The 17,122-nt window shown below is 69.2% G+C and carries 14 protein-coding genes; 5 read left to right on the forward strand and 9 right to left on the reverse strand.

Translation table 11 applies throughout. The features are described 5' to 3' along the window. The first annotated feature begins 669 nt into the window (after window positions 1–669). Window positions 670–2,121 carry an amidohydrolase family protein gene (locus ACOOGH_RS16375; RefSeq protein ID WP_420449928.1) on the forward strand — a complete coding sequence of 484 codons (1,452 nt, stop codon included), beginning with the start codon at window positions 670–672 and terminating at the stop codon, window positions 2,119–2,121. A 31-nt stretch (window positions 2,122–2,152) separates the two neighbouring features. Here ACOOGH_RS16375 and ACOOGH_RS16380 read toward each other — a convergent pair whose 3' ends face one another. The 5 genes from ACOOGH_RS16380 to ACOOGH_RS16400 form a co-directional block, all read right to left on the reverse strand. After that, window positions 2,153–3,979 carry a CIA30 family protein gene (locus ACOOGH_RS16380; protein ID WP_420449929.1) on the reverse strand — a complete coding sequence of 609 codons (1,827 nt, stop codon included), beginning with the start codon at window positions 3,977–3,979 and terminating at the stop codon, window positions 2,153–2,155. Then, a complete protein-coding gene (locus tag ACOOGH_RS16385) occupies window positions 3,976–4,773 on the reverse strand; it encodes an ABC transporter permease (protein ID WP_420449930.1) in 798 nt (265 codons plus the stop codon). Before ACOOGH_RS16385 ends, ACOOGH_RS16380 begins: the two co-directional genes overlap by 4 nt. Then, window positions 4,770–5,678: an ABC transporter ATP-binding protein gene (locus tag ACOOGH_RS16390; RefSeq protein ID WP_420449931.1), complete on the reverse strand. Its 909-nt coding sequence runs from the start codon at window positions 5,676–5,678 to the stop codon at window positions 4,770–4,772. The genes ACOOGH_RS16385 and ACOOGH_RS16390 overlap by 4 nt, the downstream gene beginning before the upstream one ends. 98 nt (window positions 5,679–5,776) lie before the next feature. After that, the gene (locus tag ACOOGH_RS16395; RefSeq protein ID WP_420449932.1) at window positions 5,777–7,261 is read right to left on the reverse strand and encodes a sodium:solute symporter family transporter; all 1,485 of its coding nucleotides are present in this window, start codon (window positions 7,259–7,261) and stop codon (window positions 5,777–5,779) included. Window positions 7,262–7,267: 6 nt separating this feature from the next. Beyond that, a complete protein-coding gene (locus ACOOGH_RS16400) occupies window positions 7,268–7,798 on the reverse strand; it encodes a hypothetical protein (RefSeq protein ID WP_420449933.1) in 531 nt (176 codons plus the stop codon). Window positions 7,799–8,028: 230 nt separating this feature from the next. On the opposite strand from ACOOGH_RS16400, the gene ACOOGH_RS16405 reads away from it, so the two are divergent. Together ACOOGH_RS16405 and ACOOGH_RS16410 are read left to right on the forward strand one after the other, a co-directional pair. Next, complete coding sequence (locus ACOOGH_RS16405) at window positions 8,029–9,009, forward strand: malate dehydrogenase (protein ID WP_420449934.1); 981 nt, start codon at window positions 8,029–8,031, stop codon at window positions 9,007–9,009. A gap of 5 nt (window positions 9,010–9,014) precedes the next feature. Further along, complete coding sequence (locus tag ACOOGH_RS16410; RefSeq protein ID WP_420449935.1) at window positions 9,015–9,434, forward strand: bleomycin resistance family protein; 420 nt, start codon at window positions 9,015–9,017, stop codon at window positions 9,432–9,434. Here ACOOGH_RS16410 and ACOOGH_RS16415 read toward each other — a convergent pair. From ACOOGH_RS16415 to ACOOGH_RS16430, 4 genes are read right to left on the reverse strand one after another with little or no spacing between them, the layout of a single operon-like run. Then, window positions 9,431–11,047 carry a phytoene desaturase family protein gene (locus ACOOGH_RS16415; protein ID WP_420449936.1) on the reverse strand — a complete coding sequence of 539 codons (1,617 nt, stop codon included), beginning with the start codon at window positions 11,045–11,047 and terminating at the stop codon, window positions 9,431–9,433. The genes ACOOGH_RS16410 and ACOOGH_RS16415 overlap by 4 nt on opposite strands. Beyond that, the gene (locus ACOOGH_RS16420; protein WP_420449937.1) at window positions 11,044–12,642 is read right to left on the reverse strand and encodes a phytoene desaturase family protein; all 1,599 of its coding nucleotides are present in this window, start codon (window positions 12,640–12,642) and stop codon (window positions 11,044–11,046) included. Before ACOOGH_RS16420 ends, ACOOGH_RS16415 begins: the two co-directional genes overlap by 4 nt. Continuing rightward, window positions 12,639–13,847, reverse strand: coding sequence for an aminomethyltransferase family protein (locus ACOOGH_RS16425; protein ID WP_420449938.1), 1,209 nt, complete (start codon window positions 13,845–13,847; stop codon window positions 12,639–12,641). Before ACOOGH_RS16425 ends, ACOOGH_RS16420 begins: the two co-directional genes overlap by 4 nt. Before the next feature lie 29 nt (window positions 13,848–13,876). Continuing rightward, window positions 13,877–15,832, reverse strand: coding sequence for a PQQ-binding-like beta-propeller repeat protein (locus ACOOGH_RS16430; protein WP_420449939.1), 1,956 nt, complete (start codon window positions 15,830–15,832; stop codon window positions 13,877–13,879). A 146-nt stretch (window positions 15,833–15,978) separates the two neighbouring features. Here ACOOGH_RS16430 and ACOOGH_RS16435 point away from each other — a divergent pair, with 146 nt between their 5' ends. Both ACOOGH_RS16435 and ACOOGH_RS16440 read left to right on the forward strand, forming a co-directional pair. Then, on the forward strand, window positions 15,979–16,461 hold the full coding sequence (locus tag ACOOGH_RS16435) for a hypothetical protein (RefSeq protein WP_420449940.1): 483 nt from the start codon (window positions 15,979–15,981) through the stop codon (window positions 16,459–16,461). Between the two features lie 89 nt (window positions 16,462–16,550). Next, window positions 16,551–17,030 carry a hypothetical protein gene (locus ACOOGH_RS16440; RefSeq protein ID WP_420449941.1) on the forward strand — a complete coding sequence of 160 codons (480 nt, stop codon included), beginning with the start codon at window positions 16,551–16,553 and terminating at the stop codon, window positions 17,028–17,030. Window positions 17,031–17,122: the final 92 nt, after the last annotated feature.

A 17,122-nucleotide genomic window follows, 5' to 3' on the forward strand; every position in this document is an offset into this window, starting at 1 on the left:
TCTACGCTGACAGAGATCACTGTTCGACACAAGGACTCGTCGGGGTGGGACGGGTGATGGGGGTGTCGGCGATTGCTTGCTGGTGAACGCCGCGACGCTGCTCGGGCGCGCGGGGTGCGGGATCGTCGCGGGGTGGGCGTGTCGCAGGTCAGCGGGCTCGTGGGCGTTCAAGGCTGGCGCAAGCGCCGACACCCCCATCACCCGCCCGTCGCCGATGAGATGGGGGGGGGAGTTGGCCGGGCGTGCTTGCTGGTGGACGCTGCGACGCTGCTGGAGTGCGCGGGGTGCGGGATCGTCGCGAGGTTGGGCGTGTCGCAGGTCAGCGGGCTCGTGGGCGTTCAAGGCTGGCGCAAGCGCCGACACCCCCATCACCCGCCCGTCGCCGATGAGATGGGGGGGGGAGTTGGCCGGGCGTGCTTGCGGGGTGCCGAAGGGGAGGGGGGGAGTGTCGGCGGGGGCGCCAGCCTTGAACGCCTGCCAATCCGTTCCGTGGTCTGGCTGCCGCCCCGCGACGGTGTGTCCCGCGGGCTGCGGGCATCCCTGCGGCGTTCACCAGCCAGCCGGCGCCGACACTTCCCCCCTCCCCACCCAAGCCGCGCGCCGACCTTTCCGTCCCGGACGACCGAATCTACGCTGGGAAGGATACCCGCTCGACACAAGGAGGACGCAATGCGGCAGAGAACACGCATGGGAGTGTGGATTCTCGGGGCGGTGACGATCCTCCTCGCGGGCGGCAGGCCGGCGGCGGGTCAGGACCGGGACGCGCTGTCCGAGGAGGTGAGGTCCTATCTCGCCGTCTCCTCGCCCGTGGTAGCGCTCGAAAACGTGCTCCTGTTCGACGGCTCCGGCGGACCCGCACGCTCAGGGCAGACCATCGTCATCCGCGGGAACCGGATCGAGAGCGTCGGCGCGGCCGGCGAGGTCGAGATCCCCTCGGGTGCGGAGCGGCTGGATCTGGAAGGCCACTCGGTCATGCCCGGGATGGTCGGTCTCCACAACCACATGTTCTACTACCAGTCCACGCCGCGCGCCTCGCAGATGCAGTACTCGGGTCCGCGCCTCTACCTCGGGGCCGGGGTCACCACCGTGCGGACGACGGGAAGCGTCGCGCCGTATCAGGATCTCTCGTTGAAGGGCGCCATCGAGAGGGGAGAGACGCCGGGTCCCCGGATCCTCATCACCGCCCCCTACGTCATCAGCCCCGGTCCCGACGAGCGCCTCCGGGATCTCGGGATGTACGCGATCCGCGACGAGGAGGCCGCGCGCCGCTACGTCCGGTACTGGGCCGCCGAGGGAGCGGAGTGGATCAAGGCCTACACGCAGATCACGCGCGAGGCGCTGGGCACGATCATCGACGAGGCGCACCGGCAGGGGATCAAGGTGACGGCGCACCTGTGCTCGGTGGGTTTCCGCGAGGCGACGGCGCTGGGGATCGACAACCTCGAGCACGGCCTGTGGGCCAACTCCGAGTACGACACCACCCGCGAGCCGGACCGGTGCAGTCCCAACTACCAGCGAAGCATCGCCGAGTTGGACATGGACGACCCCCGGGTGGCGGAGACGATCTCCGAGATGGTCGCCGCGGGAGTCGGTATGACCTCCACGCTGGCCGTCGCCGAGCAGGCCACGCCGCTCGTGCCCGACCTCACGGAGCGCGATCTGGAAGCGCTCCCCGGCCACGTCGTGGAGGCGGAGATGGAGCGCCGGTCGATCTTCCGGACGACGGAGATGCCGTGGATGATTGACCTGTTCGAGAACCTGCTCGAGTTCGAACTCGCCTTCGTGGAGGCGGGGGGCGTGCTCGCGGCGGGCGTCGATCCGGCCTGGGGCGCGCTACCCGGATACGGCGACCAGCGCAACTTCGAGATCCTCGTCGAGGCGGGGTTCGAGCCGGCCGCCGCCGTCCGCATCATGAGTGCGAACGGGGCCAGCATTCTGGGTCTCGACGACGAACTCGGGACGGTCGCCCCCGGCAAGCTCGCCGATCTCATCGTGATCGAGGGGGACATCGGACTCCGGCCTTCAGACATCCGCAACGTGCGGATCGTCTTCAAGGATGGCCTCGGCTACGACCCCGAAAAGCTGACCGCCGCCGTCGCCGGCCAGGTGGGCGTCCGCTGACCGTCGCCGGAGATCCGCCGCATCTGCGTGTCTAGCGGATCTCCACGTCGTCCAGTTCGAAGGTGAACGATCCGAGCGGTGCCTGGGCCACGAACGCGAGGCCGGCGATGATCGACGGGTTGGCCGTGGCGAAGCTGTCGAGCGGGATCTCGATCACGGCCCACTCCGGTCCGGCGACAAACGGGACCATGGGCGGCACGGTCGCCGCCGCGCCGGCGCCGAACAGCATCACGGCGTAGGAGCGTCCGTCCCCGCGAGTCCGGAATCGGAGGGTGGTGCGGCCCGTGAAGTCGACGGCCTGCATCGGTTGCGGTCCGGTAAACCAGATGGCGCCCGCCCAGGGGAACGGGAATCCGGTCTTCGTCTCGCCGCGCACCACCAGAGCGCCGGCCTCCACGGCCAGTTCGGCGGCGGAGGCGCCGCCGTTCATCGCGTCCGTCGTCACCTGCCAGCCGAAGCCGAAGCCGGCGTCCATCCCGTCCTCGAAGTCGACGACGATCGGTCCCTCCGGAGGCGGCGCGACCTGCGGACCGGCCCCCGCCGCGGCGGCTTCGCGCCCGACCGCGTAGCCGTCCTTCCAGATCGTGACGATGTCGGTTGAGCGTGACACGTCGCTCTCGACATCGCCCCGCACGAGCACGAGGTCGGCCACGTAGCCCTCGGCGATGCGGCCGCGCTCGGGGACGCCGAACGCGTCGGCGGCCACCGAGGTCGCCGACGCGAGCACTTCCGCGCTCCCCATGCCGGCGCCCGCGAGGAGGCGAAGCTCTCCGTGCATCGAGATCCCGGCCCCCGTCCCGGGGTTCGGTACATCGGTTCCTGCCACGACCCGCACGCCGGCCGCGTGCAGGCGGCGCACGTTTTCGAGCGCTGTGCCGGCGCCCGGTCCCTCGAGCGACAGCGACCGGTCGCTGATCGTCTGCCGCTGCATCGGCGAGACGAGCGACGCCTCGAGCTCCTCGAGGACCCGAAGGCCGGTGGAATCGCCGAACATGCCGGCGATGACGGACAGCGTGGGGACGACGAAGACCCCCGCCTCCGCGAACCGTCGCGCGTCTTCCTCGGAGATGACGGCGTCGATCCAGACGTGGACCAGACCGTCCGCACCCAGCGCGACCGCGTCGAGCGCCCGCTCGATCCCCGTGACGTGGACGACGGCCAGCAGTCCCTCCGCGTGGGCGGCGGCGATCAAAGCGCCGATCGTCTCACGGTCGAGAGCCGGCATCTGTATCTGACCGCCGTAGGCTGTCCCGTCCTCCGAGACGATCTTGATCCAGTCGGATCCCTCCTCCTTTCGCGTCCGAACCCAGGCCGCGGCGCCCGCGGGATCCGTAAGCGGCTCCACCGCCATCCCGAACTGCGTGCCGTGACCGCCGGGCGCCGTCGCCAGCATCCCCGCCGAGAAGAGATCGGCTTCGGCCGTACGCGCGATGTCATCCCGGGCGGATTTCGCGCCGGGGAGGAGGGTGGAATCGGAGAACTGGTCGAGGACGGAGGTGACGCCAAAGCGCAGCGCGTCACCCAGCGTCCCGCCGAACGTGTGGACGTGGCCGTCGATGAGGCCGGGTAGCAGCGTGTGGCCGCGCCCGTCCACGCGGGGCAGGTCGTCCGGCAGCCGGAGCCTCGATCCGAGCGCGCGCACCCGACCGTCCTCGATCCAGATATCCTGATTCCGCCTGAACGATTCGCCGTCGAACAGCGTCACATCCACGACCGCGAAGCGACTCTCCGGCGCCTCCTGTCCCGGGGCGGCCGCGTCACCCGGAACCGGGAGCGTCGCCAATGCGGCGACGAATCCCACGGCCGCGGCCACAGGAATCCACAGGCTTCGGATACCGGATCGGTTCCCGGCATTCATGACTTTCCTCCCGGGCGAAACGAGACAACGCCGGTCCCCGCCCGCCGGAACCCGAACGCGGCGACGGCGAGCAAGGCGAGCGATTGAACAGCGAGCACCAGGACGTGCAGCAGCGTGGGCTGTCCCCCGTCCATGGCGATGATCTTGAGCGCAAGCTGCGCCTGGTGATAGGCCGGAAACACGTTGGCGATGTCCTGCAGGGCCGCCGGAAAGACCGTAATCGGAATCCAGAGTCCAGACAGCATGGCCATGGGAAAAAACACGAGGTTGGTGATGGCCACTGCGGCACGCCCCCTCGCCCACGCTCCGACGGCGAGCCCCAGAGCGCAGAAGGGGATCACTCCGGCGAGCACGACTCCGGCGAGAGCGAACCATTGCCAGCGGTACAGCATCACGCCGGCCCCATGGGCGCCGAGAAGGAAGATCCCGAGGACGACGACCGCTCCGAAGGCGATCGCCATCGCCACTTTGGCGAGCAGATAGGCGGCCGCCGGCATCGGCGTGGTCCGCTTGAGGAGAAGGACGCCCGAGTCGCGTTCCATGGCGAGTCCTGCGCCGAAACCGAACAGCGAGGGCCCCAGGGTCCCGAAGACGCTGTACGTCGCCAGCATGTACGTAGGCGCAGCGACGGAAAAGCTCCCCGCGCCCATGACCACGCCGAAGAACAGGTAGAAGATGAGGGGGAAGAGCAGCGTCGGGATCGCGAAGGCGGGATCCCGCAGCACCATCAGGAACTGGTACCGCGCCTCCAGCACGTAGATGCGCCCACGCCGCGCGAGCGTCGCCGCCGTCACTGGGCCGGCTCCGGATCGCCGGACTCTCGTGTGAGAGCGAGGAAGGCCTCTTCCAGTCCGGCGCCGACCACGGTCAGGTCGCGGAGGGCGGGGTCCCGGTCGAAGAGTTCGCGCACCAGCGCCTCGGGGCGGGAGGTCAGGACCTCGAGGTGTTGGCCTCGGGTCTCGGACCTGACGACACCGGGTACGGACGTCACGACATCTGCCGTAACGCGGGTCACGCAGCGGACCAGGCGCGCGGCGGTGCGGGACTTGATCGTCGACGGCGCGCCTTCCGCGATGACCCGCCCGCGATGGAGGACGACGATTCGATCCGCGAGCGCGTCGGCCTCTTCGAGATAGTGCGTCGTCAGAACGGTGGTCCGGCCGGACTCGCGGTGCCGGCGAATCTCCTCCCACAGCCCGCGCCGGACTTCCACGTCGAGGCCCGCGGTGGGCTCATCCAGGAAGATCAGCTGCGGGTCGCCACACAGGGCAAGCGCGAACATGACCCGCTGCTTCTGCCCCCCGGAGAGCTTGCCGAACCTCCGTCTCTCCAGTCCCTCGATCCCCGCCATGGCGAGCAGACGGGCCGCCGACGCCGGAGCGGGATAGTAGGCGCGGAAAAGGTCGATGTGCTCGCTCACCGTCAGCGTATCGGGTACGCCGGAGATCTGGAGCATCGCGCCTCGGCGCGCTCGAACCTCGGGAGCGTCGGGTCGCCGCCCGAAGACGGTCGCTTTTCCGGTCTGCACGGGCAGGCTCCCGAGCAGCAGATGGATCGCGGTCGTCTTGCCCGCCCCGTTGGGACCCAGCACCGCCAGCACCTCGCCGCGCCGGATCTCGAGATCCACCTCCTCCAACGCGACCACGGATCCGTATCGATGCGTCACACCCGAGAGACGGGCGATGGCTTCTTGAGACATCCTTCGCAGACCTTCTTCGTCGTGGACGGCCCTGCGGGGATCGGGCCTTTCCGCGGAGCTTACGAACCCGCCGGCCGGAGGTTTCGGGACGCCCGGGATCAGAGGTCCATCACCCGCTGGATGTCCCGCGAAACGGGCTCGGGCTTCGTGAGGAAGGAGATGGAGAGGAAGAGGACGAGGGACACGACGAGCGCCGCGGCGCCGTGGTCGACGCCGTACGGCAGACGGACGTCGAGGCCCCGGAGGCCGAAGTTGACGAACAGACTGCTGATGATTGCGACGTTGGCGGCGAGCGCGTTGGCCCGCTTCCAGTTCAGCCCGATCGCGAGGACCGGGAGGAGGCCGGCGGCGAACGTCCCCCATCCGAAGGCGCCGAGAAGGGCCACCAGGTCGCCCGTATAGAGCGCGATGAGCGCAGCCACGAGCGCGAGCAGGGCCGTGATGACGCGCGCCCAGACGAGTTCGTTCCCGAGAGAACGTCCCCGGATCGCGATCGGCAGGTCGTGCATGACGGCGGCGGCGCCGATGTTCAGAAACGCGTCCGCGGTGGACATGATCGCCGCGAGCAATGCGGCGAAGACGACGCCGGCGAGCAGCGGGTGGGTGAAGGTCTGCAGGAACTCCGCCGAGGCGGCGTCCGGGGTCGCGAGCGCCGGGTGCGCGCCCGTGATCACCAGCGCGCGCATCGCGAAGCCGATCCCGATCCAGAGCAGCGCCGCCACGCTGTAGGCGAGGACGCCGAGCGGGATCACGTAGCGCAGTTCCTTCAGGCTCCTGAGCATCATGAACTTCGTGATGATGTGCGGCTGCCCGCCCACGCCGATGCCGAACACGAAGAACCAGGCGAGCGCGCCCATGATGCCGATCGTGCCCCAGGGCCCGCTCGCGGCGCGGTCGTCCGCCGCCACGATCCGACTGATCTCGGCCATCCCCCCGTCGAACGTGCCGAGCACCGTGATGAACACGAGGGTGGAGGCGACGATCATGATCACGCCCTGGATCACGTCCGTGTAGACGGACGCGACGATCCCTCCGGTGACCGAGTAGAAGATGAGGACGGAGCAGGAGATGGCGACGCAGAGCGCGAGGCTCGGCTGCTCGAACACGCCGGCGTCCGACAGCACGCCCTGCAGCACGATCGACATGGCCAGGATCTGCGTCGCGAGGTAGCCCAGTACGCCGAGCAGGATCACAACCGCCACGGAAGCGCGCACCGAACGTCTGCCGTAGCGGGCCGCCGCCACATCCGGAAGCGATATGCATTCGCGGAGCTCCGTCACCATCCGAATGCGCTTCGCCACGAGGTTCAGCACGATGATGTTGGAGATGACGATCGTGCCGAGAATCCAGATCGAACTCGTCCCCATCGAGTACATGAGCCCGGGGCCGCCCACGAAACCGAACCCGCTCATCGTGCTCGAGAAGATCGCGAACGCGGTGACGAACATCCCCAGTCTGCGTCCCGCCACGAAGAAATCGCCGGCCGACTTCGTGCGCCTGAGCGACCAGATGCCGACGCCCACGCAGAGCGCCAGGTACGCGATGACCGCGAGCAGCGTGATCAGGGCGCGGTATTCCTCCACGGGCCGCTAGCTCCCGCCCTCGGGGGAAGAACGGGTTCGGTCCTTCGCCTCCGCGACGATGTCGTCGAAACAAGCCTGTTCGTCGGGGCCGAAGTAGGCGTCCTCGAACCTCCAGGTGATGAGGAGGAGCGGGATCCATGGCGCGAGCGTGAGCCCGTACACCAGCAGGGAGGTCGGCGCGGTGAACCCGAGGACGATCGTCGTGTCTCCGGCCGCGTAGGCTCCGAAGGACCACATGAGGATCACGAAGAGGAGGAGGTAGCCCACCATCCACGCGTGAACCGCCCGGTGGATCCAGTGTCCGCTCCGGAACCCGATCAACATCGTAACCCACATGGTCCCGAGCATGACGATGCCCGCCATGTACGCGGCCCACGACGGGGTGCCGAGTTCGCCAGCATCGATTCCCACCTGCATGGGGCCGTACTCGGGATGGGGGAGCGGGGCCGCGCGCCCGGCTCCCGTCACGACCGCGATCACGATCAGTCCGAGCAGGACCGCGCAGAGCGCGAGCAGCAACGCCATCAGACGCGTCATGTGAGGCGTATCGCGGATCGGAATCCCCCCGGGTCCCCATGGATTTGAAGAGCGCCGCAGTTTGCCACGGCGTCGGCCCCGACGCGAGGCCCGACGCGACGGTGCCCGCCGTCTCTGCGCGCTGGACTTGAGGGGTCGGTCCTGTGAGTTTGGCGCTCCCTCGGCGTGAAGACGCCGGGGACCAGCCTCACGACCACTCACCGACATCACTCACAGCGTGCGGAGACGACATGACTGCATCAGCGCGGGTCGCCATCACGGGGGCCGCAGGCAATATCGGATACGCCCTTGCTTTCCGGATCGCGGCGGGGGACATGCTCGGGGGCGACCAGCCCGTCACCCTTCAACTGCTGGAGATTCCGCCCGCCCGCGACGCTCTGCGCGGCGTCGAGATGGAGCTCAACGACTGCGCCTTTCCGCTCCTCCACGGGGTCGTTGGGACGGCGGATGCGAACGAGGCGTTCGAGGGCGTCGACTACGCCATGCTCGTGGGCGCCAAGCCGCGGGGACCGGGGATGGAGCGCGGCGACCTGCTGGCCGACAACGGGAGGATCTTCGGCCCGCAGGGGCGCGCGCTGAGCGATCACGCTTCGCCCGACGTGCGCGTCCTCGTGGTGGGAAACCCGGCGAACACGAACTGCCTCATCGCCGCCGCGAACGCGCCGAAGCTGGACCGCCGCCAGTTCGCGGCCATGACCCGCCTCGACCACAACCGGGCGATCAGCCAGCTGGCCGAGAAGACGGGTACGCACGCGACGGAGATCCGTCGCATGACGATCTGGGGCAACCACTCCGCGACGCAGTACCCGGACATCAGCGAGTGCACGGTGGGGGGCGCTGCCGCCGCCGATCTCGTCGATGAGGCCTGGTACCGGGACACCTTCATCCCGAAGGTCCAGAAGCGGGGCGCCGAGATCATCCAGGCGCGCGGCGCGTCGTCGGCGGCCTCGGCGGCCTCGGCCGCGATCGACCATGTGCGGACGTGGGTGCATGGCACGCCGGAGGGCGACTGGACGAGCATGGCCGTACACGCGGATGGCCGCTACGGCGTGGCCGAAGGCGTGGTCTACTCACATCCGGTGACGTGTGCTGACGGCGACTATACCGTGGTCGAGGGCCTCGACGTGGGCGAGTTCAGTCGTTCGCGCATGGAGGTGACGGACGCGGAACTCCGCGCCGAACGCGAAGCCGTCGCCTCCCTCCTGGGATAGCGGTGATGGCCAGCGCCTTCGCGAAGGGACTGACCCCGATCCTGAACGTCTCGGACCTGCAGGAGAGCTTCGCCTGGTTCGAGCGCTGGGGATGGAAGAAGAGCTGGGAGTGGGGCGATCCACCGGACTTCGGCGGCGTCACCTGCGGTGAGTGCCAGATCTTTCTGTGTCAGAACGCTCAGGGCGGTCGGGGGCGAAGCGGCGTCGAGAGGACCTTCGGGCCCGGCGGAGATGATGCGGCCGACCAGGGCGCGTGGATGTCGGTCTGGGTGGACGATGTCGACGCGGCGCAGCAGCGGTGTGTCGAGGCGGGCGTGGAGATCACCTGGCCGGCGACGGACATGCCGTGGGGCGTGCGCGAAATGCACGTGCGCCACCCCGATGGTCACGTATTCCGCATCAGCCGCGGCGTCGACCTCGACTAGCGGCTCGACCTCCGTCTGTCACGGAGAACCCGGGCCGCCGCTGCGGCGCCCGGGCGCCCGTTCAGTCCGCCACCCGGGTGGGTCCCGGCCCCGCACAGGTAGAGTCCCTCGATCGGGGTCCGGTAGCGGGCCCAGCCTGCCACCGGACGGCCGAAGAAGACCTGGTCCAGCGTCATCTCGCCGTGGTGGATGTTCCCCTCCGGGAGCGCGAAGCGGTCGGCGAGGTCCGCGGGCGTGGACACATGCCGGTGCAGGATCGCTCCCTCCAGGTTGGGCACGTACTCGGCGAGCGTTGAGACGACCGCGTCTCCCATCGCCTGGCGCCGTCCGTCGTCCCAGGGCCCGTCGGCCAGCTGGAAGGGTGCGTACTGGGCCGCTACGGACAGGATGTGGCGCCCTTCCGGTGCGAGCGGCGGATCGAGCGCGCTCGTGAGGACGGCATCGAGGACGGGCCGAGAGGACGGTCGGCCGTACTTGGCGTCGTCGTACGCACGCTCGATGTAGTGGATGCCTGGTGCGACTGTCAGGGCGGCGCCGGCGAGCAGGGCGGCTTGTGCCCGGTCCCCGCCGGAGCGCACGCGCGGAGGCTCTCCCAGCGCGAGGTGCACCTTTGCGATGACGCCGCGGTACTTGATGTTGTCCAGCGCGCGGACGAACTCCGGCGCCAGTTCTCCGGGGTCGACGAGGCCGAACAAGGTCCGGCCGGGATCAGCGGACGAGACGATGCGGGACGCCGTGATCTCGCCGCCTCCGGCGAGGACGATGCCCGTCGCGCGCTCATCTTCGACGCGGATCGAGGCCACCTCGTGGCCGAGGCGGATCTCCGCCCCGGCTGCGGCGGCGACGCGCTGAAGAGCGGCGCCGAGCGTGCTCATCCCGCCGCGCACCTGCCGCCGTCGCCGGACGACTCCGCCAGCGCCCACCATGTGGTGCAGGAACATGTAGCCGGTGCCCGAAGCCAGCGGTCCCTGACAGATCCCCCGCACCCCGTCCGCCGCGAGCGCGCCCTTGAGCGCGTCGCCCTCGAACCACTCGTAAAGCAGTTCTTCCACGGTCATTGGGAGAAGCCGCATGAGTTCGAGGGCATCGCGCCGGCCCACCCGGTTCATCTTCACGCCGAGTCGCAGCAGTTCCCACAGGTCGCCGCGATCCGCCCCCGCGAGTCGCGGAGGCAGGGTGCTGTACAGCACCGCAAGCGCCCGGCTCGCCCGCGACATCGCGGCCACGAAGTCCGGCCAGCGAGCGGCGTCCCGGGCGGAGAAGAGCCGAATCAGATCCGCCGTCCTCCCCGCGTCCGCTTCCAGCACGAGGGCCTCCCCGTCCGGCTGCGGCGAGACGACGCAGGGAGCGGGAGACATGATCTCCAGCCCGGCGCCCTTCGGTCCCGTCTCTTCGAGGCCGAGGTCCGCCATGACTCGCGGGTCGATCCCCGTCAGGCTGTGCGCGCCCGTGTCCACGTGGTAACCGGGCCAAAGCTCCTCTGTGGCGGCGCACCCGCCCGGTGTCTCGCCGCGCTCGACGACGACCACGCGGAGCCCGGCACGGGCCAGATACGTGGCCGCGATGAGGCCGTTGTGCCCCGCTCCGATGACGACGGCGTCGCACGCGCTCACCGGCGCCCCCTCCGCAGGTCCCGGAGGATCTCGAGCGCGGCGAGCCGCCCCGAGGCGCCGCAAACGCCGCCCCCCGGATGGGTGCCCGAGCCGCACTGGTAGAATCCGCGCACGGGCGTCCGGTAGTCGGCCCACGCGGGGGAGGGACGGAAAAAGAAGAGCTGCTGCGGCGTGAGCTCACCGTGGAAGATGTTCCCCTCGGTGAGCCCGAGTTCCTCCTGCATGTCCAGCGGCGTGAGCACCTGCCGATGGAGGATGGAGGCCTTCAGGTTCGGCACGTACTGGGAAAGCGTGTCGACGACAGCGTCCCCCAACGCCTCCCGCTTTACGTCGTCCCAGCCGCCCTCGATGTCGAAGGCGGCGTACTGCACGAAGATCGACATCACGTGCCGTCCCGGTGGCGCCATCCCGGGGTCGATCATGGACGGGATCACGATGTCCATGTACGGCTGCCGCGAGAACCCGCCGTACTTGGCGTCGTCGTAGGCGCGCTCCAGGTAGTCCATGCTCGGACTGATCGAGAAGGCGCCGCGCAGGTGCGGGCCGTCGCCCGGCAGGCAGGAGAACTCCGGTGCTTCCGAGAGCGAGAGGTTGACCTTTCCGGAGGAGCCGCGGATCCGGAAGCGCCGAATCGCCTTCACGAGGTCGTCTGGCAGTTCCTGCGGGTCGAGCAGGTCGAGGAACGTGCGCTTCGGATCGACCCCTGACACGACCGTCTTCGCCCTGAGCTCCTCGCCGCCCTCGAGCACGACTCCCCGAGCCCGCCCGTTTCTCGCGAGCACGCGCTCGACCGTGGCCCCGGTCCGAATCTCGGCCCCGTGGGATCGCGCGGAGGATGCGATGGACTCGCTGACCATCCCGTTTCCGCCCCGCGCGAATCCCCACGCCCGGAAGACGCCGTCGATCTCGCCCATGTAATGGTGGAGGAGGACATACGCCGTCCCCGGCGATCGAGGGCCGAGGAAGGTGCCGATGATTCCGCTTGCCGACATCGTCGCCTTGAGCACGTCCGACTCGAACCACTCATCGAGGTAATCGGCCGCGCTCATCGTCCCGAGCTTGAAGAGGGCGTGGAACTGCTTCTCCCCGAGGCCGCGCGCGTGCCGTCCCAGCGTGAGCAGGGTTCTCAGGTCGCGCAGGCCGGGGGAAATCGGATCGGGCGGCACGATGCCGAGGAAAGGCTTTACCGCCCACGCGAGCTGGTACATGAGCGTCGCGAAGTCGTCGTACGCCTCCGCGTCCTTCGGAGAGTGGCGATACAGGTCGCGCCGGGTCTGGTCGTGGTCGGCCCACCGCCCCAGGTAGTCGCCGTTCGGCAGCGGCGTGACCGTGCTCTCGAGCGGAAGGATCTCCAATCCGTGCCGGGCGAGTTGGAGATCGCGGATGATCTCGGGCCGCAGCAGGCTCACGACGTAGGAGGCGACGGAATACTTGAAGCCGGGGAAGATCTCCTCCGTGACGGCGGCCCCGCCCACGAGATGCCGACGTTCGAGCACGACCACTCGGAGCCCGGCCCGGGCGAGGTAGGCTGCGTTGATGAGGCCGTTGTGGCCGCCCCCGACGATGATCGCGTCGTACGTATTGGCTGCCGTCACGGGGTCGCCCGCTTTCGTTCGGGATCGAAGAACGGGGTCTTCGCCACCGTGGCCCGCGCCCGGCGCCTCCGGTGCTCGACCGTGACTTCGATCTCGAGTTCGGTCCCGATCGCGGCGGACTCTGCCTCGAGGTGGGCCAGCCCCAGGTAGGTCTTGAGCGTCGGTGACCATCCGCGGCTCGTGGCGTACCCCACCTGTCGGCCGCCCGCGTAGAGGGGCACGCTGTCGCGCTGCGTCGTGCCCGGCAGTTGCGGGGGGAGGCCCGCCTTCGCGTACGCCGTCTCGAGCGACTCCCAGTCGAGGGTGATTCCGCAGAAACGCCACGCGGGGGGGCGGGCGTGTTCAGCGCGGAGCGCCGCCCGGCCCACGAAGTTCGATGCGTCCAGCGCCACGGTCCAGCCGAGGCCGAGTTCGTACGGAGACGACTTCTGGTCCTCGATGATCGCCCGGTGGGCCGGAATGAAGTCGACATCGACGAGGAGCAGGCCGGCCTCGAGGCGCGCCATGTCCAGGGCCAGCATGCCCGCCGGGGCGAGGCCGAACGGATCCCCGGCCGCCGCCAGAGCATCCCACAGCGCAATCGCCCCGTCGGCGCCGACCCAGATTTCGTAGCCCAGATCCCCCGTGTAACCCGTGCGCGAGATCTCCGCGGGGACCCCGGCGATCCGAGCCGACATCACGCGGAAATAGCGGAGTTCCGCCACGTCACCGTCGGTGATCCGCTGGAGGAGGTCGCGCGAGCGCGGCCCCTGGAGAGCCAGCGCGGCCACCTGTTCCGTCTCCTCCTCGATTCTCGCGTCGAGTCCCCGGGCGTTCTCGTACAGCCACTTCAGCGTCGGTTCGGCCGAGGTGAGGCGAAAATCGTTCTCGCCGAGCCGGTGCAGGGTGCCGTCGTCCCGCACCTTCCCGGCCGCGTCGCACCAGGGCGTGTAGTACACCTGGCCGATCTCCAGCCGGTCCACGTCCCGCGTGACGACGCGGTTCGCGAGCGCCGCCGCCCCCGGCCCCGAGAGCCGGTACTTGTAGAGCGGCGAAACATCGATGAGCGCACAGGCCGAGCGGATGGCCTGGTACTCGTGTTCGTGCGTGGGCTCGTATGAACCCGCCGACAGGTGCCCGGCCCAGCGCCGCCAGTTGCCGGCCTGGCACAGTGGACCCGTTCGTGCGTGAAAGGGCGTACTCCGGACGACAGAAGGCGCTGGCACGTAGTGTTCCGCGGGCTGCCGGTTGCCGGCTAGCCCGGGAGCCGCAGGGCCACGAGTTCCGCTGGTACGCCGCGCCCCGCGACGGCGGCGACGATGTACTGCCTGCCCTCGTGCATGTACGTCATCGGGACGCCGGTCTGATGGGACGGCAGTTCGATCTCGGCCAGGATCTCGCCCGTCTCCTTGTCGTGCGCCCGCAGGAGGCCGGTGAGGTCCGGAGACATCGTCCCTCCGCCCGTTCCCGCGAAGAGCAGCGTGCTCGTCGCGAGGAGTCCGGCCCGGCTGGGTCGCCCGGTGCGCGGGACGTCGACGCCCTCGAGCGCCGGATGCTCCTCGACGAACGACGGCGTGTGATCGTTCGCGACCTGCCACACCTTCTGCCCCGTCTTCATGTCGAGCGCCGTGATCCGTCCCCACGGCGGCTTCAGAATCGGGAGCCCCTGCGGGCCACCGACGCCACGGGGACGTCCGGCGATGTAACGCATGTTCGACGCCTCCGGATCGTTGACGAGCCCGATCACGGAACCGCGCGTCGCGGATCCCACGAACAGCCTCTGCGTCTCCGGGTCGTACGCCGCGCCCGGCCAGTTCGCGCCGCCCAGGCTCCCCGGCGTGATGAGCGTGCCCTGGTTGCCCCCCTCGACGAGCACCGTCGGCGGCGTGAACAGTTCGCCCAGGGTGAGGTTCTTGGCGATTTCCAGCGCCTCTGCCTTCAGTTCCGGCGTGAGGTCGATGAGGTCGTCCTCGGTCGCCCCCTGCATGTCGAACGGCACCGGAAGCGTCGGGAAGGGCTGAGTCGGCGCGTACCATTCGCCCGGCACATCGCCGGCGGGCACGGGCCGCTCCTCGATCGGCCACACGGGCTCGCCCGTCACGCGATCGAACACGTACGTAAAGGACTGCTTCGTCACCTGAGCCACGGCCCGGATCTCCCGCCCGTCCACCGTGATGTCCATCAGGACGGGCGCCGCCGGCGGGTCGAAATCCCATATCCCGTGGTGAACGGTCTGGAAGTACCACACCACTTCGCCGGTGCTCGCGTCCACGCACACGAGGCTCTGCGAGTAGAGATTGTCGCCGGGACGGTGGCCCCCGTAGTAGTCCCCGGTCCCCGCCTCCACCGGAAGGTAGACGTAGCCCAGTTCGAGGTCCGCCGTGAACGGCGTCCAGACCGCCGCGTTCCCCGTGTAGTCCCAGGATCCTTCCTCCCAGGTCTCGTGCCCCGGATCACCCGGCTGGGGGATGGTGTGGAAGGTCCAGAGTTGCTCGCCTGTCCGCGCGTCGAACCCGCGCACGTGGCCCGGAGGCATCTCCTTGGTGGGAGGACGGCCGCCCTGTGGGAGGGCGGCCCCGACGACGATGACGTCTCCGACGACGACCGGCGGCGAACTCGAGCCGATGCGGTCGTTAACAAGATCGAGCTCGCGCCCGAGTCCCAGCTTGAGGTCGACGATCCCGCCGTCGCCGAAGGCCGGGTCGGGGAGGCCGGTCTTCGCGTCCAGCGAGACCATGTGGTAGGCCGGGGTGATGAGGAGCACCCGCTCCTCGACGCCGTCCGTCCAGTAGCCGACGCCTCGACCGGAGTTGCCGCGCGGCGCGTTCCTGCCGCGCTCTCCCTCGTCGAGCCGATACAGCCAGAGCGTCTCCCCCGTCTCCGGATCGATCGCCACCGCCGCCCGCCGGAAGCCGGCGGTGGCGTAGAGCGTGCCGTTCGCGTACAGCGGGGTCACGCGGTAGTAGCCCTCGGGCGTGGGCCCGAAGTTGCGCGCCTGCCAGCGCCACGCGATCTCCAGCTCTCCGACATTCGAGGCGTCGATCTGGTCGAGTGCCGAGTAGCGCGTCGACCCGGCGTCGCCCGCCCAATAGTGCCATTCTCCGTCCGCGGCTCCGGCCTGGGCGGCCACGGGCGGCGATCCGACGGCCAGTCCGGCGCCCAGCACCGCCAGGCTCGCCCACCTGCTCGCTTTGCTGCGACTTCCCCTCATCGTGCACTCCACGGGACGAGTGTGAAGCTCCGGCCCAGCGCCGAGGTTCGGCCCGGCCACGCCCTACAGTCCGTTGCGGCGCCCCGGCGGGCAACCGTGCCCCGCCGTGCATATATTCATCGATTCCTCACGCCCGGAGACGCACGATGCTGCGAAGACTTGTGTCGCCGACAGTAGCCGCCGTGTTGTGCCTGTCGTGCAGCGGAGGTGCGGTCGGACCCTCGGGGAACCTGTGCGACTTGCGGCACGAGGTCGAAGTGTGCGTGGACCGACCCGAGTACCGGTCCAACGAGTCCATTGTCATCACCACTCGCAATCTGTCCGACCGTCCGATCTTCAGGGATGCGTGCGGGATGTCCACGTCTCGGGTGCCGGATCCCGAGGACGAGTTCACGCCGTTCTACAGTCCGCGGCGCAATTGCGGCGTATCGGTTACCCGGGAGATAATCGTCGAGCGCATGGAGAGGCTCGGGTCCGGAGAAGCGACCCGGGATACCCTGCAATTGGGTTACGCCCCGCAGGACTTCTTTCGCGTGCAGGTGTGGCTCCTGACTCCGAGCGGGGACCTGGCTTTCGACACGCCGGCCGTCAGCGGCGTGTTCGTCATCTTCCCCGGGGCCAACAACTGAACCGGTTGACGTAGTTGTCCCGACCCGCCCGCTTCCCCCGTAGATTCCGAGGGATCACGAATCCCCGACCCCCCGAACGGAGCCGAGACATGTCACGCGCGCTGCCGCTGCTGGCCGCCGTTCTCGTCCTCTCGTGCGGCGAGGATGCCACCGGACCCGTGGGTTCGCTCTGTGCTACCCAGCACGGTCTCGAGGTGTGCGTGGACCGGCCCGAATACGAGCCCCGGGAGTCGATCGCCGTCACCTCCCGGAACGTTTCCGGCGCTCCGATCTTCAAGGATTCCTGCGCGACCAAGGCCGTGGGCGTGACGAACCTCGAAGTGGAATTCGAGGAGTTCTACAACCCGACGTTGCACTGCGGTCGCGGGGCCACGCGCGCCGACATCGTCGAGCGCATGGTCGCACTCGAACCCGGAGACTCGACGCAGGACACCGTGACGGTTCCGTTCTTCGCCTTCCAGGGTTGGTATCGCGTCAACGTGTGGATCCTGGACGCGGAAGGGAACCTGGCGGAGGAGACGCCGGCGGCGAGCGGGGTTTTCCAGATCTTCCCCTCCGTCGGCGAATAGTCGCCATGCCTCGTGCCCCTCACCGCCGGGCCGACGCACGATCTGCCCTACAAGGCCGAGCGGTTCTGGTCGGGCTCGGCGCACTGGCCCTC

The organism is Candidatus Palauibacter sp. (genome assembly GCF_965213655.1).
GTDB lineage: Bacteria > Gemmatimonadota > Gemmatimonadetes > Palauibacterales > Palauibacteraceae > Palauibacter.